This is a genomic window from Paenibacillus sp. sgz302115, assembly GCF_056120445.1.
Window position 1 is genome coordinate 190579 of sequence record NZ_JBVYOK010000004.1, and the last position, 21044, is coordinate 211622.

The 21044-nt window shown below is 52.6% G+C and carries 16 protein-coding genes and 1 other annotated feature; of the genes, 12 read left to right on the forward strand and 4 right to left on the reverse strand.

Going from position 1 to position 21044, the window contains the following annotated elements:
- Nucleotides 1–92 precede the first annotated feature (92 nt).
- On the forward strand, nt 93–1673 hold the full coding sequence (locus AC0LWN_RS11305) for an extracellular solute-binding protein (protein ID WP_474665246.1): 1581 nt from the start codon (nt 93–95) through the stop codon (nt 1671–1673).
- Between the two features lie 66 nt (nt 1674–1739).
- On the opposite strand, the gene bglS (AC0LWN_RS11310) is transcribed toward AC0LWN_RS11305, so the two are convergent.
- Together bglS (AC0LWN_RS11310) and bglS (AC0LWN_RS11315) are read right to left on the reverse strand one after the other, a co-directional pair.
- Complete coding sequence (gene bglS / locus AC0LWN_RS11310; RefSeq protein WP_474665498.1) at nt 1740–2447, reverse strand: beta-glucanase; 708 nt, start codon at nt 2445–2447, stop codon at nt 1740–1742.
- Between the two features lie 218 nt (nt 2448–2665).
- Entirely contained in the window at nt 2666–3388 is a 723-nt protein-coding gene (bglS, locus tag AC0LWN_RS11315; RefSeq protein ID WP_474665248.1) for a beta-glucanase, read from the reverse strand.
- Nucleotides 3389–3586: 198 nt separating this feature from the next.
- Between bglS (AC0LWN_RS11315) and AC0LWN_RS11320 the strand changes: the two genes are divergently transcribed.
- On the forward strand, nt 3587–4654 hold the full coding sequence (locus tag AC0LWN_RS11320) for an AI-2E family transporter (RefSeq protein WP_458963778.1): 1068 nt from the start codon (nt 3587–3589) through the stop codon (nt 4652–4654).
- Nucleotides 4655–5024: 370 nt separating this feature from the next.
- Nucleotides 5025–5290 (forward strand) — a binding site (T-box leader).
- Nucleotides 5291–5691: 401 nt separating this feature from the next.
- A complete protein-coding gene (gene leuS, locus AC0LWN_RS11325; protein WP_474665251.1) occupies nt 5692–8142 on the forward strand; it encodes a leucine--tRNA ligase in 2451 nt (816 codons plus the stop codon).
- A gap of 103 nt (nt 8143–8245) precedes the next feature.
- Here leuS and comER read toward each other — a convergent pair whose 3' ends face one another.
- Entirely contained in the window at nt 8246–9094 is an 849-nt protein-coding gene (gene comER, locus AC0LWN_RS11330; protein ID WP_474665253.1) for a late competence protein ComER, read from the reverse strand.
- Nucleotides 9095–9234: 140 nt separating this feature from the next.
- On the opposite strand from comER, the gene AC0LWN_RS11335 reads away from it, so the two are divergent.
- From AC0LWN_RS11335 to AC0LWN_RS11365, 7 genes are all read left to right on the forward strand, one after another.
- On the forward strand, nt 9235–9855 hold the full coding sequence (locus tag AC0LWN_RS11335) for a ComEA family DNA-binding protein (RefSeq protein WP_474665255.1): 621 nt from the start codon (nt 9235–9237) through the stop codon (nt 9853–9855).
- Nucleotides 9856–10012: 157 nt separating this feature from the next.
- Nucleotides 10013–10531, forward strand: coding sequence for a deoxycytidylate deaminase (locus AC0LWN_RS11340; protein WP_458963774.1), 519 nt, complete (start codon nt 10013–10015; stop codon nt 10529–10531).
- 125 nt (nt 10532–10656) lie between these two features.
- Nucleotides 10657–13335 carry a ComEC/Rec2 family competence protein gene (locus AC0LWN_RS11345; RefSeq protein ID WP_474665257.1) on the forward strand — a complete coding sequence of 893 codons (2679 nt, stop codon included), beginning with the start codon at nt 10657–10659 and terminating at the stop codon, nt 13333–13335.
- Between the two features lie 130 nt (nt 13336–13465).
- A complete protein-coding gene (locus AC0LWN_RS11350) occupies nt 13466–15523 on the forward strand; it encodes a glycosyl hydrolase 115 family protein (protein ID WP_474665259.1) in 2058 nt (685 codons plus the stop codon).
- Between the two features lie 59 nt (nt 15524–15582).
- Nucleotides 15583–16206, forward strand: a complete 624-nt coding sequence (locus AC0LWN_RS11355; RefSeq protein WP_474665261.1) for an RNA polymerase sigma factor — start codon at nt 15583–15585, stop codon at nt 16204–16206.
- Complete coding sequence (locus AC0LWN_RS11360) at nt 16203–17351, forward strand: hypothetical protein (RefSeq protein WP_474665263.1); 1149 nt, start codon at nt 16203–16205, stop codon at nt 17349–17351. The genes AC0LWN_RS11355 and AC0LWN_RS11360 overlap by 4 nt, the downstream gene beginning before the upstream one ends.
- A gap of 160 nt (nt 17352–17511) precedes the next feature.
- Entirely contained in the window at nt 17512–18537 is a 1026-nt protein-coding gene (locus AC0LWN_RS11365; RefSeq protein ID WP_474665500.1) for a LacI family DNA-binding transcriptional regulator, read from the forward strand.
- A gap of 159 nt (nt 18538–18696) precedes the next feature.
- Here AC0LWN_RS11365 and AC0LWN_RS11370 read toward each other — a convergent pair whose 3' ends face one another.
- The gene (locus AC0LWN_RS11370) at nt 18697–19650 is read right to left on the reverse strand and encodes a sugar kinase (RefSeq protein WP_474665265.1); all 954 of its coding nucleotides are present in this window, start codon (nt 19648–19650) and stop codon (nt 18697–18699) included.
- Nucleotides 19651–19992: 342 nt separating this feature from the next.
- Here AC0LWN_RS11370 and AC0LWN_RS11375 point away from each other — a divergent pair, with 342 nt between their 5' ends.
- Together AC0LWN_RS11375 and AC0LWN_RS11380 are read left to right on the forward strand one after the other, a co-directional pair.
- Nucleotides 19993–20634, forward strand: coding sequence for a bifunctional 2-keto-4-hydroxyglutarate aldolase/2-keto-3-deoxy-6-phosphogluconate aldolase (locus AC0LWN_RS11375; RefSeq protein WP_458963764.1), 642 nt, complete (start codon nt 19993–19995; stop codon nt 20632–20634).
- A gap of 164 nt (nt 20635–20798) precedes the next feature.
- Nucleotides 20799–21029, forward strand: a complete 231-nt coding sequence (locus AC0LWN_RS11380; protein WP_474665267.1) for a hypothetical protein — start codon at nt 20799–20801, stop codon at nt 21027–21029.
- The last annotated feature ends 15 nt before the right edge of the window (nt 21030–21044 follow it).

The window sequence follows — 21044 nt, forward strand, 5'->3', positions numbered from 1 at the left end:
GCTGTACTAACAGAAGTGTATCACACGATGCTGAAGTAGATATGATACAATTTGTTCGACTCCCCAGAACATTACGAAAAGCAGGTGGTTCCATGAAAATCCGATTATCGCTGATCTTGCTGCTCTTGATGTTGTCGGGCTGCGCGTTTCACAGCTCAGGTGAAAGTCTCCCGGCAGCCTCCATGGAGAGCACTGCGCCACATTTCGATATCAAGGCAGGAAAGTATAATCCTCCTGTAGATCTGTATACCGTAGGCTCTGTGAACCCAAATCTGACCTTCAAAAAAGGCGAGAGCCTTGAAAATAACGTGCATACAGCCTGGGCCGAGAAACGGCTTGGCATCCGCATCCGTTATCTTTGGACCATCTCCGGTACCTCCGAGAACTATGCCAACAAGCTGAGGCTTGAACTGGCCAAAGGCAATATGCCCGATGTCGTAACAACACGGGATACCGTTATCATCCAGGAACTGATCGACTCCGGGCAATTCATGGAGGTCGGCGGGTTATTCGAACAATATGCTTCCAAAGTGTGGAAGGAGGCTGTGGCCGAGGACCCTTCGGCATGGGACTCCTTTGTGCGGGATGGGCATAAGTATGCAATTCCGATCATGGATTACGATTATAACTCTGATCCGCTGCTCTGGATTCGTCAGGATTGGCTGGACAAGCTGCATCTGGCCGTGCCGCGGACTCTGGACGAACTGGAAAAGGTCATGGATGCTTTTGCCAACCGGGACCCGGACGGCAATGGTCTTAAGGACACATTCGGCCTTTCGGTTGGTTTCCGCAACGGACCCAATACCTGGATGGGAGACAGCAGTTGGATTTTTGGCGCGTTCGGTACGGTTCCTGAGCAATGGAACCGCCGAAGTGACGGAACACTTGAATACGGGTCTGTGCAGCCAGACGCCCGGAAGGCTGTCGCGCTCATGAAGCATTGGGTGCAGCAAGGATACTTGTCCACCGACAGTGCGTGGCTTGATGAAGAGGGTGCCGCCAATCTGTTCGTCTCCGGCAAGGCCGGCATCATTGCAGGTCCGTACTGGATGCGTGGCTGGCCCTTGTCAATCCTGACCGACGCAAACCCGCGGGCGCGCGTCAAGGCCGTTGCCATACCTTACGGCCCTGACGGCATCGCCATGAGAAGAGGGACCTTGCCTGTCAACGGCGCTATTCTGATCAACAAGAAAATGAAGCATCCTGAAATCTTTTTTACTTATCAGAACTATTTGTTTGATTATTACGCTACCTCGACCGGCGAATTCGCCAATGGCCTTGCAGAGGGGTATGATTGGACGATGGTCGGCAGCAAGCCGACCATTAAGCCTTCCGCTTTGCCGCTGGGCGGCATCCGGGTCGCTTCCTACACGCTAACCTTCGATGGAGCGAGAATTCCCTCCAAGGTCGTCAAGGAAATTCCGAAGGATATTACCCCCGTGCTGCTCGGCCAGAAGGAGGCTTCCCGCAAGGATCAGTTCACGGGACCGCCAACTGCGACGATGAAGAGCGACGGTGAGCTGCTGAAGAAGCTGGAACAAAAAAGCTTTCAAAAAATCATCTTCGCGGACAGCGGCATCGGGGAATTTGACAAATTCGTCGACAAATGGAAAGCCTACGGGGGGTTAACTGAAACCTCGGAGGTCAATGCCTGGGACCGCAGCCGCCGATGAGTGCCGCAGGGACAAGAAACCGCCTTGATCAAGGCGGTTTCTTGTCGAAAGCAGCGCCGGAGCTTCTTACTTGCCCGACGATTGATCCGGAGTATAGCGGAACTGGTCATAGTAGGCGTGAAGCGGGACTTTGCCGTCAAACGGCTCCAGCCAGGAATCCACGCCTATCCCGTTCCAGAGATTCATCATAATGCGGCCTGGAGTAGAGGGAATGTTCTCGGTGGCCGTGTGAACGGGTCGTCCGTCGATGTACCAGGTAATAGAATCCTTCTTCCAGTCGAAGCCGTACCAGTGAAATTCCTGTGAGGCGTCAAAGTCGAGGTCAATCACCTGTTCGTGCTTTCCTACGCCGTCAGTGAAGTAATTAAACTGCACCTGCCGCGTATTCTTGCCCAAAAATTCAATGTCAATTTCATCCCAAGGCTCCCCTTCCGAGGGACCGGTGTAAGTGAAAAAGGAAGAGACCACACCGGGATTGGCAGCTGGCTTCATCTTAATTTCATATTTGCCATAGCCGTACTTCTCCAGCGAACGGTATTCTGCACCGTCGAACTCGCCGGGAGACGGACTAGTAAGTGACAGGGTCATGAGGTCGTCACCTGCGAATGAGATGTTGTCCTCCCGCCAGGTGCAGTTGAACATGTCTCCGTTGGAATAGCCGTCCGTTTTCTTCCATAGTTTTGTGTTGAACTCTGAGAAATTGTCCTTTACGACTCCAGCGTCGGACTTGGATACTGAAGCGAAGGCCCATATGCCCCATACTGCGGCCGACAGAGCTGCTACCGCTGCGGACACTTTGATTAACCTGCTGCGATTCAATGCTGTTCCTCCTGTGATATTGTCTTGCTATTATCGTACTGAATGCCGGCTTAGGCCGCCATACCAATGTGTCAATCCGAATAACAAATTCTGAAGATACGGGATGGCTTATAGAAAAAAAAAGGACCCCGGAGGGTACCATCTGTGCAGCCGCCGGGGTCTGACTTTAGCTTTTAGTTGCTTGTATATTTCAACCAATCATAATAAGCGTACAGCGGATTGGCTCCGTTATATGAACCGAGCCAGGAGTCTACACCGGTTCCGTTCCAGAGATTCATCATGATTTTCCCGGGCTGGGATGGTATATTGCTTGTTGCCGTATGCTTCAAGACGCCATCCACATACCATTTAATGTAGCCTGACTGCCAGTCGAAGGCGTACGTATGATATCCTTGGGAAGCGTCAAATCCAAGATCCACGATCTTCTCATGGCCGCCAACGCCGTTCGTGTAATAATTGAACTGGACCTTGGTGGTATCTTTACCCAGAAACTCGATATCAATTTCATCCCAGGGGGTCCCGTCGGAGGGTCCGGTATAGGTGAAAAAGGAGGAGACGATTCCGCTGTTCTTAGCCGGCATCATGCTGACCTCATATTTCCCATAGCCATATTTGTTTGTAGACCGATACTCTGCACCGTCAAACTTATTGTAGCTGGAGCTGGTCAGTGCAAGGCGAAGCTGCCCGCCGCTTGTAAACGAAATATTGTTTGCGCGCCAGGTGCAGTTAAACATACCTCCATTGGAATAGCCGTCGGCTTTTTGCCAGGTTGCGGAATTGAAGTAGGTTAGCGGCTCATAAAAAACGGTGGCTGCCGAAACAGACGGAGCTCCCGCCAGCAATCCGGCAAGCAGCAAAGTTAGACCTGCACCGCAAAATTTTTTCAACCTTTTCATAAAAAAGTATCCCTCCTCGAAATGGAAGCGTTTTACATTATGATTTTATTCAACTCCGATTCCGTCCACCATACCAACTTCTGAACCGGGATAACAAAAAACCAATTTTTTGTTCGGAAAAAGGTTATTTCACCTTTCTCCCACACATACTGATATTGCATGGCTTGTTCGGGGCTGCATTTAATCGGGAGGGATAACATGGAGCAATGGTCCCAAAGTAAATGGTTCCGCTGGATGATCGGAGTGCTGCTTGCCCTGATCATTTTATATTTCGTATGGCTGCTTCGCCCGATGCTGCAGGGGATCTTCGTGTTTCTGAAGGAGATTCTTGCGCCGTTTCTGGCAGCCATGATCATCTCATATGTTCTGAACCCTGTAGTCAGTATGCTGGCCGGCCGCAAAATGCCGCGCAGCGTTGCAGTGCTCCTGATCTATGCCGTATTCCTGACTTCGATTGCGGTGATTGCCATCAACCTCATTCCCATGTTCATCGAACAGCTTGAGGAACTGAATGAGCATTTGCCGGAAATGACACTGCATGCGCAGGGCCTTATGCGGAATATGAATTCAAGGCTGATCCCGCCCGGTGTGGAGCTTGGCATGAACAACTGGTTTTATCAGATGGAAAATCGTTTGGCCGAAGGCATTTCCCACTTTCTCGATAATATCGGATCGACGATAGGCGTATTGTTCAACGCATTCATCGTGCCTTTTCTTGTGTTCTATATTCTTAAGGATTTCGATGTGTTCGAACGGGCGATTGTCTCCTGTCTGCCCCGCTCACGGCGCAAGTCAATGGTTAAGCTGTTAAAAGATATTGATGATGCGCTCGGCAACTATATACGCGGACAGTTCCTCGTCTGTGTCATCATCGGGGTGCTGGCCTATATCGGCTATGCGATTATCGGCATGCCTTATGCTCTGCTGTTCGCCTGTGTGGTAGCCGTGTTCAACATCGTTCCTTATATGGGCCCGTTCCTGGGTGCGGCGCCGGCAATCGTGATGGCTTCAACGCTGTCGCTGCGTCTTGTGCTGCTGGTAGCAGTGGTGAACACCCTTTGCCAAATGCTGGAGAGCAATGTCATTTCGCCGCAGGTGGTGGGCCGTACACTGCATCTGCATCCGCTGATGATTATTTTCGCGCTGCTGGTGGGCGGAGAATTGGCCGGGATGATCGGGCTGATCCTGGCTGTGCCTGTTTTTGCGGCCGGAAAAGTAGTGATCCAGCATTTTATCACCTATTATATCCGGCGTAAGCCGGTGTAACAGCAGGGCAATCGCTTGCGGATTTTTTTAAACCCTTGCCTTCAAAATTTCAGGAATAAATAACTGAGGTGGAATTTCTCCATTTCATTCCGCTGGGTAACCTCCCCCCGGATGGTTAGTTGGAAAAACTCCACTTAATTCCTTATAAAATCACTGAATGGATGGAAATGGAGAGAATTAGGTCTACTTTTTCCATCTAATCACCAAAAAATCGGTGGAATTCGCAAATTAGGATTCCTTTTTCCACTTCATTTAATCTCACAGTTCATTTCGTAAGCGTTGCCCGGGGTGTAACAGGCAAATCATTGACTGGATAGGGTTCTTTTGTATATAATGTGGTGAATATTACTGATTTACAATCAGGAAGCATAGCAGTGCGATGAAGAGGAGTATTAATTCGTGTGACCGTTATTGCAGAGAGCCGGCGCAAGGTGCGAGCCGGTTAACGGAGAAGAGTGAACTCACCTCGGAGTAACGGCGCAAGCCGCAGGTGGCCGCAAGCTTGAAGCTGCGAAGCCCGCGCGTGAACCGTCGTCGTCTCACCCCCGTTACAGGGTGTCAAAGTGAGTGGCAGATAAAGCATATCCGCCGCTAACTAGGGTGGTACCACGGGAATTCAAACCTCTCGTCCCTAGCGATTATACGCTAGGGATGGGAGGTTTTTTTGCGGTATTGGGGCCTGGCAGGTGGCAGGCCGCCGAAGCGCCCCCCTCTGCCTGAGGCATACGAAGGCAAATCCCCGCCCCAACGGAACAGCGAGTCCAGAGCTGGTTCTTGGACTTTGCCGGCCTGTTAGGTAAAACGGGTTAGTATTTTAAATTTTTGAAGAGATAAAGGAACGGAAAGAAATTTTGGAGCTGGAGCAACGTTAGTGGCCGCCTTTATTCTCGGATTTCTACCGCGAAGAGCGGTTCAAATCAAGAAATCGGAGAATAACAGCGGGCGGAAGCCCAAACATTTCTGGTAGTGACCCTACTCTGCATATTTTTTACAAAGGCGTTTAACTAAGTAAGCAACACTCCAAGGAGGAGCATAAGATGAGCGACAACAAATTTAGCACTGAGCCTCAAGCAGGCTACCGTGCGCAAACCATCGAGCCGAAATGGCAAAAATTCTGGGATGATAACAAGACCTTCAAGACAGGCGAAGATGCGGGCAAGCCGAAATTCTACGCGCTGGACATGTTCCCGTATCCTTCAGGCGCAGGGCTGCACGTCGGCCACCCGGAAGGATATACGGCTACGGATATCGTCTCCCGCTACAAACGGATGCGCGGCTATAACGTGCTGCACCCGATGGGCTGGGATGCCTTCGGACTTCCTGCGGAGCAGTATGCGATGGATACCGGACAGCATCCGCGCGACATTACAGTTAAGAACATTGATAACTTCCGCCGCCAGATCAAGTCGCTGGGCTTCTCCTATGACTGGGACCGCGAGATCAGCACAACCGATCCGGAGTACTACAAGTGGACACAGTGGATTTTTATCCAGCTGTACAACCGTGGCTTGGCGTATGTGGCAGAGGTATCGGTCAACTGGTGTGAAGCGCTGGGAACGGTGCTGGCCAACGAAGAAGTTATTGATGGCAAAAGCGAGCGCGGCGGCTACCCCGTGGTCCGCAAACCGATGCGCCAGTGGATTCTCAAGATTACGGAATATGCAGAGCGCCTGCTTGAAGATCTGGAAGAGCTGGACTGGGAAGAAAGCATCAAGGATATGCAGCGCAATTGGATCGGCAAATCCACCGGCGCTGAGGTGATCTTCGCGATTGAAGGTCATGATGCGAGCCTGGAGGTATTCACCACCCGCCCGGACACTTTGTTCGGCGCAAGCTATTGCGTGCTGGCACCGGAGCATAAATTGGTAGACCTCATTACGACAGAGGAGCAGAAGCCGGCAGTTGCGGAATATCGTGACAAGGCTTCGCGTAAAAGCGACCTTGAACGTACGGATCTGGCCAAGGAGAAAAGCGGCGTATTTACCGGCGCTTATGCCATCAATCCGGTAAATGGCGCACAGGTGCCGATCTGGATCGCCGATTATGTGCTTGCCGGGTACGGAACGGGAGCGATTATGGCGGTACCGGGCCATGACACCCGCGACTGGGAATTCGCCAAGCAGTTCGGGCTGAACATTGTGGAGGTTGTGCAGGGCGGCAATGTCGAAGAAGAGGCCTACGCTGGAGACGGACCGCATGTGAATTCCGATTTCCTGAATGGCCTGGAGAACAAAGAAGCAATTGCCGCAATGATTTCTTGGCTGGAAGAGAAGGGCAGCGGCAAAGGCAAAGTAACCTACCGCCTGCGCGACTGGCTGTTCAGCCGCCAGCGTTACTGGGGCGAGCCAATTCCAATTCTGCATCTGGAAGACGGCACAATGAAGACCGTTCCGGTAGATCAACTGCCGCTGCTGCTGCCGGAAGTGGATTCAATCCGTCCTTCGGGCACTGGTGAATCCCCGCTGGCAAATGTGACCGAGTGGGTCGAAACGGTTGATCCCGAGACCGGCATGAAAGCCCGCCGCGAGACGAACACCATGCCGCAATGGGCCGGCAGCTGCTGGTATTACCTGCGCTACATTGATCCGCGCAACGACAAGGAGCTGTGCTCACCGGAGAAGCAGAAGGAATGGCTGCCGGTTGACCTGTACATCGGGGGTGCCGAGCATGCGGTGCTTCACTTGCTTTACGCCCGTTTCTGGCACAAGGTGCTGTATGATCTTGGCGTGGTCGATACGAAAGAACCGTTCCACAAGCTGGTGAACCAGGGGATGATCCTGGGGAATAATAACGAGAAAATGAGTAAATCACGGGGCAACGTCATTAACCCGGATGAAATTGTGGAAGCCTATGGCGCGGATACGCTTCGTGTCTATGAAATGTTCATGGGGCCGCTGGAAGCCACAAAGCCGTGGAATGAAAAAGGTGTAGAGGGAATTCACCGCTTCCTTTCCCGCGTATGGCGTCTGTTCGTGAATGAGGACGGCAGCATCAGTGCCAAAATCACCCCAGACGGCGGCACTGACGAGTTCAAGCGGACTTGGCATAAGACGCTGAAGAAGGTTACCGAAGACTTCGAGCATCTGCGCTTCAATACGGCGATCAGCCAACTGATGATTTTCATCAACGATGCTTATAAGCAGGAAACCTTGTCCACCGAAGCGGCAGAGCATTTCGTACAGATGCTGTCACCGCTTGCGCCGCATATCGCAGAAGAGCTGTGGCAACTGCTCGGACACGAAGGCAGCATAAGCTATGTAGTATGGCCGGCTTATGATGAAGCCTGGACGGTGGATGCCGAGGTGGAAATCGTCGTACAAGTAAATGGTAAAATCGTACAGCGCGCGCTGATCGCGCAGGATATGAGTCAGGAAGATATGCAAAACCATGCATTGTCGCTTCCGAATGTGAAGGCGGCAGTCGAGGGCAAAACCGTACGCAAGATCATTGCGGTTCCCGGCAAGCTGGTTAATATTGTAGTGGGTTAAGCGAAGAACGCAATTCTGCCCGCAGCAACGGAGTTATCCGTGCTGCGGGCTTTATTGGTTTAAGGCAGCTTTGAAGGCAAAGGGCCGGCGTTGTGGCGGGGTGTTAGCGGTCTAGCGGAGTTTGAATGATGCCGCCCTTGCCGAACAGAATGTCGAGCTTATCGACATCTTCATCGTATTTTTCATGTGTTGTGGTGGTCAGGCGTTCGAAAACGCCGTCGAGACTGGTGCGCAGATGGTTCAGCGCTTCCGCTGTAATGCCGCCGCGCACGGCTACCCGCTCTTGCAGCTCCTGCGGAGTGAATCCGCCTTCTGTCAGCAGCTTGCCTGTACCGAGCAGCATTTCACCGGCCAGCCGGGTAAGCAAGGCTTCTTCTATGCCAGTGGCTTCTACCGCAGCTTCAATCCACCGCTCAATGAAATAGCTGATGAACGCAGGGCCGCAACTGGAGAAATCCGAGGCAATCCGGGTATGCGTCTCCTGTATTTCCAATGGAACGCCTATGAAAGACAACAGATGAAGCAGCAGTAGCCTGTCTTTTTTATTAATTCTGCTGCCAAATATGCAAAGTGAAGTCCCGCTTTTGACAGAGTGGGTGATGCTGGGGATAACTTTGGCAATTTTGGATGGCAGAGCGGATTCCAAGTGATAGAGCATCACGGGGCTGGTGATGGAGACAACAATTTGCTCGCTGCGCAGGCATGTTGAGATTTCCTCTGTCAGCGTTTTGAATTCCAGCGGTTTTACACATATGAAAAGGATATCGCTTCCGGCCGCGATCTCTCTGTTGCTGCCAATGGATAGGCCTGGATGGCGTTCTTGAAGCTGCAGCAGTTTGTTCTGGCTGCGGTTGCCGGCAAGCACATCGCACGGCTCAAGTGCTCCCGAAGAAAGAAAGGCGTCGATGAGCAGACTGCCCATGCTGCCTGTTCCGATAAATCCCACCTTCATCCTAGGGTACCTCCTTTCTGATGTCGCTATTGCTTGCAGCAGTACTCTTCGTTAAGTGTATGCACAGGAGTCTTGGACAAATGACAGGTTTTAAGCGGATTATTGAATAAAATTCCAGTTTATTGTAGGAGGAGAGCTTCATGAACAAAAGAATACTGGCTTTGGTCATTGCATCCGGACTGCTGGGCGGCGGGCTTGTGTGGGCAGCGGACCGCGAGGAGGACAGTGGTATTGCTGGCTGGAAGACACTCAATGCCAGCATGGCGCAGGCTCTAGGCTCAGCGGACAAGGGGGCGGCGGTGGCTGCGGCTGGCGGGAATAGCGTGGAGGAGAGCAGCAAGCTAGGCGAGGAGCGCGGGGAGAAGGGGGCAGGCACAGGGAAGGAAGGTAGCGCAGGGAAGGAAGATGCAGCATCCACAGTGGCGGAAGCTAATGCTGCGAGGAGTGGCGGCGCAGAAGCGGTATCACCGCCAGGAAATGGCGCAGGGACGCCTGTTGCTGGAAGCAGTGCAGGAGCGGCGGCCAGTGCCGGAAGTGGAGGCGCTTCTGCAGGCCAAACATCCGTGGACGGCAAAATTAACGTCAACACAGCGGATGCTGCTGCACTGATGAATCTGCCGGGAATCGGTGCGAAGAAGGCGCAGGCGATTATAGATTACCGCAGCAGTAAGGGGGCTTTTCGCAGCTTGTCTGATTTGGGTGAAGTGAAGGGAATTGGGCCGAAGCTGCTGGAAAAGCTGAAGCCGTTGGTGATATTCTGAGAGTGACCGGATAGATTCAAAGCAATGTTGGCAGTGGGCGGCTGGCTCTGCTTCAATGTATTAGCGGCTGTAAGCTGTGCAACCATTGTCCTAGTGGAAGCTTGCTGCAATATGCTACAATAATGATCAACTATTGAAGGGAAAGTGGAGATTACTGATGACTGTAGCCTACCGTAAGAATTGGGATACTTATTTCATGGATATTGCCTGCATGGTCTCCACACGCTCGCGGTGTCCCCGCCGCCATGTTGGCGCCGTGCTGGTGCAGGGCAAGAAGCTGCTGGGCACTGCTTACAATGGAGCGCCGATGGGGGTGCCGGATTGCTCGGAAGCGGGCTGCATGGTCTCTGAGCAATATGAACGGGAAATGGTTAACGGGGTGGAGACGATGGTGATGAAGCAGCGCTGCATCCGAACCATCCACGCCGAGCAGAATCTGCTGCTGTTCACGGACCGGAGCGACCGGGAAGGCAGTACCGTCTATGTTACCGATGAACCGTGCTGGACCTGCGCCAATATGCTGGCTAACAGCGGAATTGTGGAGATCGTCTATCTGCGGCCCTACCGCAAGGATATGGAGAAGGTAGAGGCGATGCTGCGCTCCAAAGGGATTATCTTCCGCCAATTGGAGAATTATGAGCCGCCGAAGGAAACGATGATCACCGTATCGGAATAGCCGGAAGGCTGCCGCAGCCAAATAGCCATAAGCTTCAGGGGAAGAACCTCTGTACTACGCGTTTTTTTTGCGTATGCAGGGGTTCTTTTGTTTGTGTACGGATGTGTATATAGGGAGGAACGTTCATGAAAAAAAGGCCGCTGTTATGCTTCACAGTATGCTGGATTGCAGGCAGCTCGGCAGGCTGCTTGTTCTCCGGGCAGAAGCTGCTGATTTACTTGGCGGGCTGTCTGCTGCTGCTCATCATCTTTGCTGTCAGCGCAAGAATCGGATGGAGAAATTTAGTGGTGTTCGGACTGGCGCTTATTGCGGCAGCCCTGATCTGGGAATGGAACGAGGGGAGCAATGTCAGTCTGCTGCCGGAAGCGCTGGGACATTCGGCAGCGGAGCTGAATGAGTCCTATGTACAAGCCGAAGGCGTGATCACTTCACCTGTGGAACGTGATGGAGACCGGGTTGATTTTACTGTGAAACTATCGCAACTAGGAGTGAGCGGGGAAGGAGAGCATCCGCAGGAAGGAGCACTGAAGCGGGAAGGACGAGTGGCAGGCGAGTTAATCGCTGTGCAAATCAAGCTCCAGGCCGAAGCTGAAATCGCCACTGCTGCCAAGTGGAGGAGAGGCGATCAGGTGATGCTTGAGGGACAGCTCGTGCAGCCCGCAGAAGCGCGTAATTTCGGCGGATTTGACTATCGGGAGTATTTGCTGACTAAGAGAATTCATTGGCTCATCAAGGGAGACGGCGCGGAAAGTGTACAAGCCTCGCCCCCGGCATCCTGGGGGCTATCAAGCATTTTGCGCTGGAATGATGCGGCGCGCGCCGCTCTTGGTGCGGAGATGGACCGCTTATTTCAGGAGCCGCACGGGGGATACATGAAAGGATTGGTCCTGGGCATTCAGGACGCCCTGGACGAAGAGACGTTCAAGCAGTTCTCGCAGCTTGGACTGACGCATATCCTGGCGATTTCGGGCATGCATGTGGCGGTGTATGTCGGGGTTATTTTGTTTCTGCTGCGACGCTGCCGCCTGACCAGAGAAACGGCGCTAACCATTACCGTGATACTTGTGCCTGTGTACGTGCTGCTGTCCGGCGCGGGGCCGTCCATTGTGCGGGCGGGAATTATGAGTATGATCGCCTTGCTAGCCGCCCGGTTCGGGCTGCTGAAGGACGGAATGAATATTCTCGCGGCGGCGGCGCTGATTATGCTGGTCTGGAATCCGTATCTGCTGCTGAGTGTCAGCTTTCAGTTGTCCTTTCTGGTTACGGCCGGACTTATGGTCTATATGCCGCTTGCCGCGCCTTTGCTGCGCGGGTTGCCCCGCTGGCTGGGCAGCGCGGTATCGGTGACACTGATCGCTCAGCTGGTGTCTTTTCCGCTGACGATTTATTACTTTAATCAGTTTTCGCTGCTGTCCTTTGCCGCTAATCTGGTGTTTGTCCCCTTTATTACTTTTCTGGTGCTGCCGCTGGGGACGCTGGCGCTGTTGCTTGGCCGGCTCTGGAACGCTGCTGCTGGTGTGAGCGCGCATGTTGCGGAGCTGCTGAATAATGCTACCTTTGGCGCGGTGGAATGGATGAACGGGTTTTCCGGCGGGGTGCTGATCTGGAGTTCTCCTTCCTTGCTGTGGATTTGCTTGTATTATTTACTGCTCTATGGCCTGCTCTACAGCTTGAAGCGGCGGTATGAGGTCCGGCTGGCGCCGCAGGCAATGGAGGATGAGACGAAGCCGCTGTCGGAGCTGGATCAGCCGCAAGGTGCAGGCGGGAGAAGCCTGGGCGGTGGCATTTGGAGCGGAGCCAGGGGGAGCGCTTTGCCGATGCCTTTCCAACCACCGGTTGCTCAGCGCTGGACTGGCCCGGCAGCCTTCTTGTGTACTGCCGGAATTGCTCTGCTGCTGTACAGGGGCTACTATGCAGAGAACCTGGGCGGTGCGGGAGCGATCAGCTATCTCGACGTCGGACAGGGTGACAGTATTCTGATCACCACTCCCGGCGGAGCCCATATTCTGGTCGATGGGGGCGGCACAGTCAGCTTTGGCAAAAAGGAGGAATGGCGCATCCGCCGCAGCCCGTTCGAGGTCGGGGCTAAGACGCTGCTGCCGCTTCTGAAGCAGCGGGGGATTCACCGGCTGGACGCCGTTATTTTGACCCACGGCGACCAGGATCACGCCGGAGGGCTGCAGGCGGTGCTGGAGGGAATGCCTGTGTCGGCGCTGCTATTTAACGGGACGCTAGCCGACAGGGAGCCTTACCGGAAGCTGATGGGTACAGCGCTTGCGGCTGGTGTCCGGCTGTACCCTGTACAGCAGGGGATGGCGCTTGCTCCGGATGAGGATACGGAGCTGATCTTCCTCTGGCCGGAACCGCAGACGGCGGGGAAGCCCATACTGCCGGAGGTGGAGGAACAGAATCACGAATCGGTGGTTTTTCGGCTGGAGATGAATAGCCGCAGCTTTCTTTTTACAGGAGATATGGACAAGGCGGCGGAGGAAACAATCCTTGCGGACGGCAGGCAGGCGGGAATCGGCGCTGTACAGCCCATTGATGTGCTGAAGGTGGCGCACCACGGCAGCAAAACCGCAACAAGCGCAGCCTGGCTGGATTTCTGGGATCCCAGCGCCGCTGTGATCTCTGCCGGAGTGGGCAATCTGTACGGGCATCCGAATGCCGAAGTGCTGGACCGTTTGGCGGCTGGCCGCACTGCTGTATACCGGACCGATCTGCTGGGGGAGATCCAAATGAAGGTCCGGCAGGAAGGAATCACGGTGCGGCATAAGCTGACCGCAGCAGAGGGGCAGCGTTAAATGCGGAGCGCTTCAATTACGCTGGAGCCGTCTTCCTTATCAACTACATTAGTGCAGTATCGGAGGTTCTGCTGTACAATATTTGCAATGGGATGTAGATAATTCCAAAGTCAAATAGGAGATGGGGACGATGTATTCAGCCAGCGAGCTGAGAATTTCAGCCGCAAGCCTATACGATATACAGACCTGCTGGACACGGCCGCTCGAACATGTCTGGAGCATGATTGCAAGAGACCATGAAGCGGTGTTCAGCCAGGTTCCGGTGCAAGGAACGGCAGCCTCCATCGTGGTGCGTTACGCACAGGAGGAGGATAGCTGTCCGGAATGGCCGGAAGGATTCTGCTTTCGCTTTGCCGGAAGTTCGGCTGCTCCGGTGCTGCATATTGTCGGCAGCGATGAACTTGGAGTCATCTATGGATTGCTCCATTACAGCCGGTACGTTCTTGGGGTAGATCCCTTCTGGTTCTGGTCGGAGCTGCCGCCGGCCAAACGGGCAATCATCTCTATACCTGCTGAGAATTATGACAGCATTCAGCCGAAGATACGCTACCGGGGCTGGTTCGTCAATGACGAGGTTTGCCTGATCGGCTGGAAGGAGCAGTATCCTCCGGGTGAGGAGGTGTGGCAGCCGATTTTTGAAGCGCTGCTGCGCTGCGGTGGCAATATGGTCATTCCGGGTACGGATCTGCCGCGGATTGGCATCCATCACCAGCTTGCCGTGGACATGGGGTTATGGATAACCCACCATCATGCCGAGCCGCTTGGGGCGGAGATGTTCCTGCGGGCTTTTCCGGGCAAGCAAGCCAGCTACAAGGAATACCCCGAGCTGTTCGAGCAGCTCTGGAGGGAAGCCATCCAGCGCCAGAAGGACGAGAAGGTGCTGTGGGTGCTCTCTTTCCGGGGCCAGGGCGACAAGCCATTTTGGGAGAATGATCCCGGATTTGATACGCCGGCGAAGCGTGGCCGCTTGATCTCCAGTGTCGTCCGCAAGCAGTACGACATGATAAGCGAAGATGTTAAGCAGCCGGTTTGCTGCATGGCGATGTATGGTGAGATTGCCGAGCTGTACAAGCAGGGGTATATCGAGGTTCCCCCGGGTGTTATCAAGATTTGGGCCGACAACGGTTATGGCAAAATGGTCTCACGGCGCCACGGCAATCTGAATCTCCGTGTGCCTGCGCTGCCTGCTACTGGCGATGAAGGAAAGAACGGAGTCTATTATCACGTAACCTTCCATGATTTGCAGGCATCGAACCATCTGACGTTGTTCCCCGCTCCAGCGGGACTGATTGTAGATGAGCTGGAGGATGCTTTTGCTGCCGGGGCGGACGAATATTTGCTGGTCAACTCCGGCAACATTTTGCCGCATCTGTATACTTTGGATCTTGCGGCACAGCTGTGGACACGGGGAACCGCCGACTCTGAAGGGCAGCTTCAATCCTTCGTAGAGCGGTTGTATACCACCAATCGGCAAGAGATTGCGGGCCTATACACAAGCTATGCTGAGTGTACAATCTCCTATGGACCACATGCGGATGACCGCGCCGGCGATGAATTCTACCATCATCCCGCCAGGCAGATCATGGGCCATTGGCTGAAAGGACGGGAAAGTGCAGATGAGCGGCTGCTGTGGGCGGCAGGCGGCGGGGATTTCCAGGAGCAGGTCCGCTGGTTCAGGGAGAAGGCGCAAGCTGCCATCCCCGGCTGGGAGAAGCTAAGACTACAGTGTCTGCAGCTTATGGAACAGATGCCGGATGCAGAGCGCAGCAGGCTGCACCATCAGTTGCTGGTGCAAATCGAATTGCACTGGAGTGGCTGCCGGGGCCTTGCGGCAATCTGCAGTGCCTACGAGTGCTATCGTGAAGAGCAATATCCACAGGCCTTCATTCACGCCTCGCATGCAGTCTGGAACTACAGTGAAGGCAAACAGGCGCTTATTAACGCAGAGAACGGACGCTGGGAGCATTTCTACCGTGCCGATTGGCTGACCAATCTGGATAACACCATAGATCATGCTAATACGGTCCGTAAATTCCTGCGGATTCAAGGAGACAGTCCCGACATGTTCCTTTGGTACAAAGAGTATTTGATGCCCGAAACCGAAAAGCATATCTATCTGGAGAATACGCACCGTAGTCCGCTGCCCGATGATGATTTGGCCCGGCGCTTAGAAGCGAAACTGGGATAATGCGCACTCTATTCAAGTTTAATATCCCCCAAGCAGAAAGCGCTGCTTGGGGGATATTTTTGCGTATTAAATTATATTGTTTATTCCTGGATTTCGAGGGAACCATTTGCGGCCTGAAGAGTCTTATTGGGGGAGAGGTGAGAGAGATGCAGAGCGAAGAATTACCCTATGCCGTGGCGTATGCTCCGGCCATGTCATTGCGGGAAATGATGGAGACGTATGGCTCTGATGTGTGGCATTATGCTTTTTTTCTGACGCGCAGCCGTGAGCAGGCGGATGACATCAGCCAAGAGGTATTCCTGAAGGCATATAAGAACATCGGCAAATACCGCGGCCACTCCACTCTGAAGACCTGGCTGCTGACGATTACACGCAATACGGCCTTCAGCTTCAGACGAAACAGCTTCTGGCGCAGATTCGCTCCACTTGGGGAACGGCAAGGACCCGGACAGGCACCCTCTGCGGAAAAAGAAGCGATTGGCAACCAATATGCTAACCGGATCTGGGAAATCATTATGGGTCTGCCGGATAAGCACCGGGAGGTGCTGGTGCTTGATATCCAGCAGAGCTTGTCGATTGCGGAGATGTCCGCTCTGCTTGGCATAGCTCAGGGGACGGTCAAATCCCGGCTGGCCCGGGCCAGGGAGAAGGTAAAAACGGCGATGAAGGAGGAGGACTTATGACAACTGGACATGAAAGCGAAGAGAACAGTGTAATGGCTGGTGAAAAGGAATGGTATGCCAAAGCAGGCCGCAGTCCTTTTGTGGAGGATGGTTTTACTCCAGAGCTGATGGCCCGGATCGAAGCGGCTGCCGACAGTCACCGGGCGGCAAAGCGCCCATTCCGTTCCGGCAAAAGCTTGGGGTTCACGTGTCTGGCGGTACTCCTGCTGTTCGGCGTTCTGGTATGGCCGCTGGACGAGTGGGGCAAAGGGGATTTTGCCGGAAAGCTCTCTTCGCTGTGGCGCACAAGCACTGGCGCAGCAGTTCAGCCTCCAGCTTCACCACAGAGGTATAATCCGCCAATCGGGTCTGCAGAATTTGAGATCGGCGGTATGAAGTACTACATGCCTTTGCCGCTGGATCGAAATAAGGGAATTGCTAAAGCTGTTGAAACATCGGCAGGCATCGTATGGTCACCTCCGCCGCCAATGGTTGACTACACGAAGCCGAAGTACACCCACATTACAGAACCATACACACTTTATTTGACCCCTAAAGGGCATTCGGAGTTATCGGCCGCTTCAGCCAAAAGAATATATACATTCCCGCTGTATGCAGGAGGGGCGCAAACCTATTTTGAGTTAGGGTACATCTTTGGCGCAGGAGACTATCTTCTCTTTACCCATAGCGCTTATACATTGGGATCGGAGAGGATACCTAACACAGGCAAGATTTCCGTTATAGATATCGGGAGGGCTGAGGAGGGGGAATTGATTGTTCCCAGAGAGCTCCTGGCGCTTAACACTTCTTATAGTTTGTACAAATCCTTCATGACTATTGACCAGGATAGAGAAGAATTGTTGATGGTTTATTATACGGAGGATGGAAAAGGCGGTTATGTGCAGCATAACAAGCTATATGACATAGCTACCGGGAAAACACAAGTACTGAGGGGGAGCATCACTACAGAGAAAAAAGATAAGCCAGCGATGCATTCTGGAGAAACCATTGAAGATACCCAAATAACTCCTGTTACAGCAATCTACGAAGTCAATGGGGAGAAACGCAAGGTTGATATTTCTTTTCTTACTGGACGGCAGTGGTTCTACGATTGGTGGTATGAAGAATACGGTGAAAAGATCGACCCGGCTACATTGAACAATTAATGGGGCCAACATAAACTTTGATTTTGATTACTAGATAATTTACTAAAAAAAAGCTATACTTTTTGATATTATCAGAAAGTATGGCTTTTCTGCGTTGAACCGTTCTTGCTGGACGTGCCGTGGAAGCCGGTGTTTTTCTGTACAGAGTGGAGCGGAAATGATGAAGAAGCTGACGATTGAAGATGTCGCCCAAAAGGCGGGAGTGTCGAAAAGCACGGTCTCGCAATTTTTGAATAAACGGTTCAAGTATATGAGCGAAGCGACCAAAAATCGCATTGCCGAGGTCATTGAGGAGCTGAATTACCAGCCGAACGGCCTGGCCCGCAGCCTGAAGCAGAACCGGACGCATATGGTAGGCATCATTGTGGCTAACATTGATTATTCGCTGTCCATCCAGTGTATCCGGGCGATTGAAAATGAGCTGCAGCGGCATGGCATACAGGTGATTATCTGCAACAGCGATGAGAACGCGGACAAAGAAAACACCCACGTGGAGGCGCTTGTGGCCCGTCAGGTGGATGGATTGATCATTTTTCCGACAGGGGATCATCCGTCACCCTACACCCGGCTGATCGAAGCGGAATATCCGCTTGTATTCATGGACCGGCTGGTAGAAGGCATCACCACCCAGAGTCTGCTGCTCGACAACGAAATGGCGGTCAAGACAGCGATTAAAGAGCTGACAGGGCAGGGTCATGAGGCGATTGCCATCCTGTCGCTGCCGCTTGGCGAGCATGCGATTACTCCCCGCAAGGAACGGATGAGCGGCTACAGGAAAGCAATGGAGGAGACAGGGCTGGCTCTGAACGACCAGTATGTGCGCAGTGTGCCAAGAGAGGCGATTGCCTCGGCGCTTGATGAGCTGCTGAGTCTGCCGCAGCCGCCGACGGCACTGCTCGCGGCCAACGATCTTGTGCTGGGGGAAATCCTAAAGTATGCGAACCGCCACTCCATAACCATTCCCGGCCAACTGTCTGTAATTGGGATTGACGATGCCGAATTTGCCCGGATCTATAATCCGGCGATTACGACCATCCGCCAGCCCGCCTACGAGATGGGGATGCAGGCAGCCAAGATCATGCTCACTTTGATCGAGGATCAGGGAGCGTCCATGCCGATTACGTACCGTTTTCCGCCTTCGCTGCAGCAGGGGCAATCCGTACAGGCTCCAGCTCCCAAGAAATAAAACGGTTTGGCAGATTGCCGGCGAACAACAATGCTCTTGCGGGAAGAAAGCAAACTGCCCGCAGTAAAAAGCCCTTCACAGCCTAGTTGAGACTGTGAAGGGCTTTTTACGTGAATGCCGCTAGCTTGACGGCAGAGCGCTCTGCTATAGTTCCGCCGCCTAAACGCCCGCCTTCATGAAGGCTTCCAATCCGTCGCGGACCGGAAGTCCATCCATGTCGCCAGGAGACATGACGGCAAGTGCGCCGATGGCGTTGCCGCGCTTAACGGCTTCGGCTACAGTCAGCTTTTCCAGCAAGGCGCTGATCACGCCGACGGCAAAGCCGTCACCTGCGCCGACGGTATCGACTACCGTCTCTACTTTGAAGCCAGCGACGTACCCTTCTTCACCGGCCGCTGTTTTGTAATAAGCGCCTTCAGGACCGAGCTTGATCACGACAAGAGAGACCCCGCGGTCCAGGTAAAAGCCGGCAATTTCCTCCGGTGTATCAAGACCGGTAAGGGTTCTGCCTTCGCTGAGTCCAGGGAGGAACCAGTCGCAGCGGGTGGCGAGATCGTTGATCGTGTTCACCATAGTCTCCTTATCCGGCCATAGCGTAGGACGCAGATTCGGGTCGAGGGAGACGGTTTTGCCGCGCTGCTTCATAAATTCCATCGCATGTATAGAAAATTCATGGCAGGTTTGCGATAATGCCGAGGAGATGCTTGTCACATGCAGATGTCCGGCGGAAGCAAAATAAGCTTCGTCGAAATCCGCCAGGCTCAGCTTGGAGGCTGCGGAATTTTTACGGAAATATTCAACCTTGGGGTCGCCGGTCAGCACCTTGGATTTGATCAGCATCCCGGTTGGAAATTCTTTAGTAAAACTAATGCTGCCGGTATCAATCTGCTCTTTGGTCAGCGCACCGACAATGAACTGGCCGAAGTTGTCTTCGCCAAGCTTCGTTACGTAGCCGGTCTTGTGTCCAAGACGCGATAAACCGGTCGCCACATTGCTCTCTGCACCGGCCAGCGCTTTGGAAAAGGAAGTAACCTCGTGCAGCGGGCCTACCTCATTGGCATAAAACATCGCCATCGGCTCCCCGAATGTAACTGCTTCCAGTCGTTTATTCATGAATAGATCCTCCTCAGGGTAATTCTATAAACCCCTGTATAATGATTTGTAATTTGAAATTATCACATAAAACGGTTTTGTACAATAATACATCACTCATCTGCTGAAAATAAATTACTGTATTGATATGGAGTTTGTTTTAAAAATCCTTTATTAATAAGGGGTTTATAGAGTATTGATGAAGTTTTTTAATCTGTTCATACAAATATATATTGACTGCAAGCAACATTATTATTACTATTTTCTTATAGGTTTTCAGTATGAGGTTAGTAAATTAGATAAAATTTTTTATCTAAATAAATATTCTTATTCCAAGGATTGAACCAAGAAAGGGAGTTTATGATGAAGAAGATAAAAGTATTGCAGAATATCTCATCCGTTGGCGTAGTAGCGGTAATTCGTGCAGACAATGCCGACGATGCATTCAAAATGTCCGTTGCCTGCATTGAAGGTGGTCTTAACAACATTGAGGTCACCTTTACAACACCGGATGCGGATGTGGCAATCAAGCGGCTGGTTGCTGAATACGGAAGCCGTGCGGTTATCGGAGCCGGTACAGTGCTTGACCCTCTTACAGCAAGAATTGCCATTCTGGCAGGATCGGAATTTGTAGTTAGTCCTTCTTTTGAAGAAGAGACCGCCAAAATGTGCAATCTCTACGGAATTCCGTATATGCCGGGCTGCATGACGCTGAACGAAATGAAGGAAGCGCTGAAGCTGGGCGTGGACGTACTCAAGCTGTTCCCGGGCAGCGCCTTCGGACCGGATTATGTCAAAGCCGTCAAAGGGCCTATGCCGCATGTCAACATCATGCCTACGGGCGGCGTGGATTTGAACAATATGGAGAAATGGATTGCGAACGGCTGTATCGCCGTAGGCATCGGGGGCAACCTGACCGCACCGGCCAAGGAAGGCCGCTACGACCAGATCACCGAGCTGGCCGCCAAGTATGTGGCGAAATTTAAGGAAATTAAGGGCGCTTAAGAGCAGCGCTGCAGAAATATAGCTCAATAAGCCGTGGGACTGAATTTCATCAGCCTGCGGCTTTTTTTCTACCATATTAAAGAGCTGGCAGTATAGAACAAAGTTAAATATAATACACTATATAATAGTAGAAGCCTTTTATTATCCCGTCAGGAGTGATTGGAATGTCTGCTCATGATCATCTGCTTAGCCCGGCTTCTGAATGGGATGCGCAATATGTGGAAATTGCCAGCAGGCATCATGGCTGCAAGGTAACTGAGGGCCGTATTTACAGGCTGGAGCGCAACTTTAACAATCCGCATATTTTTGATAATGGTGAAGCTTATATTGTGGATGATGAAACCAAAGACAACTACTCCATCTTTATGCTCTGCAAAACTATACTGTATAAATGATGTATTTATAGGTAT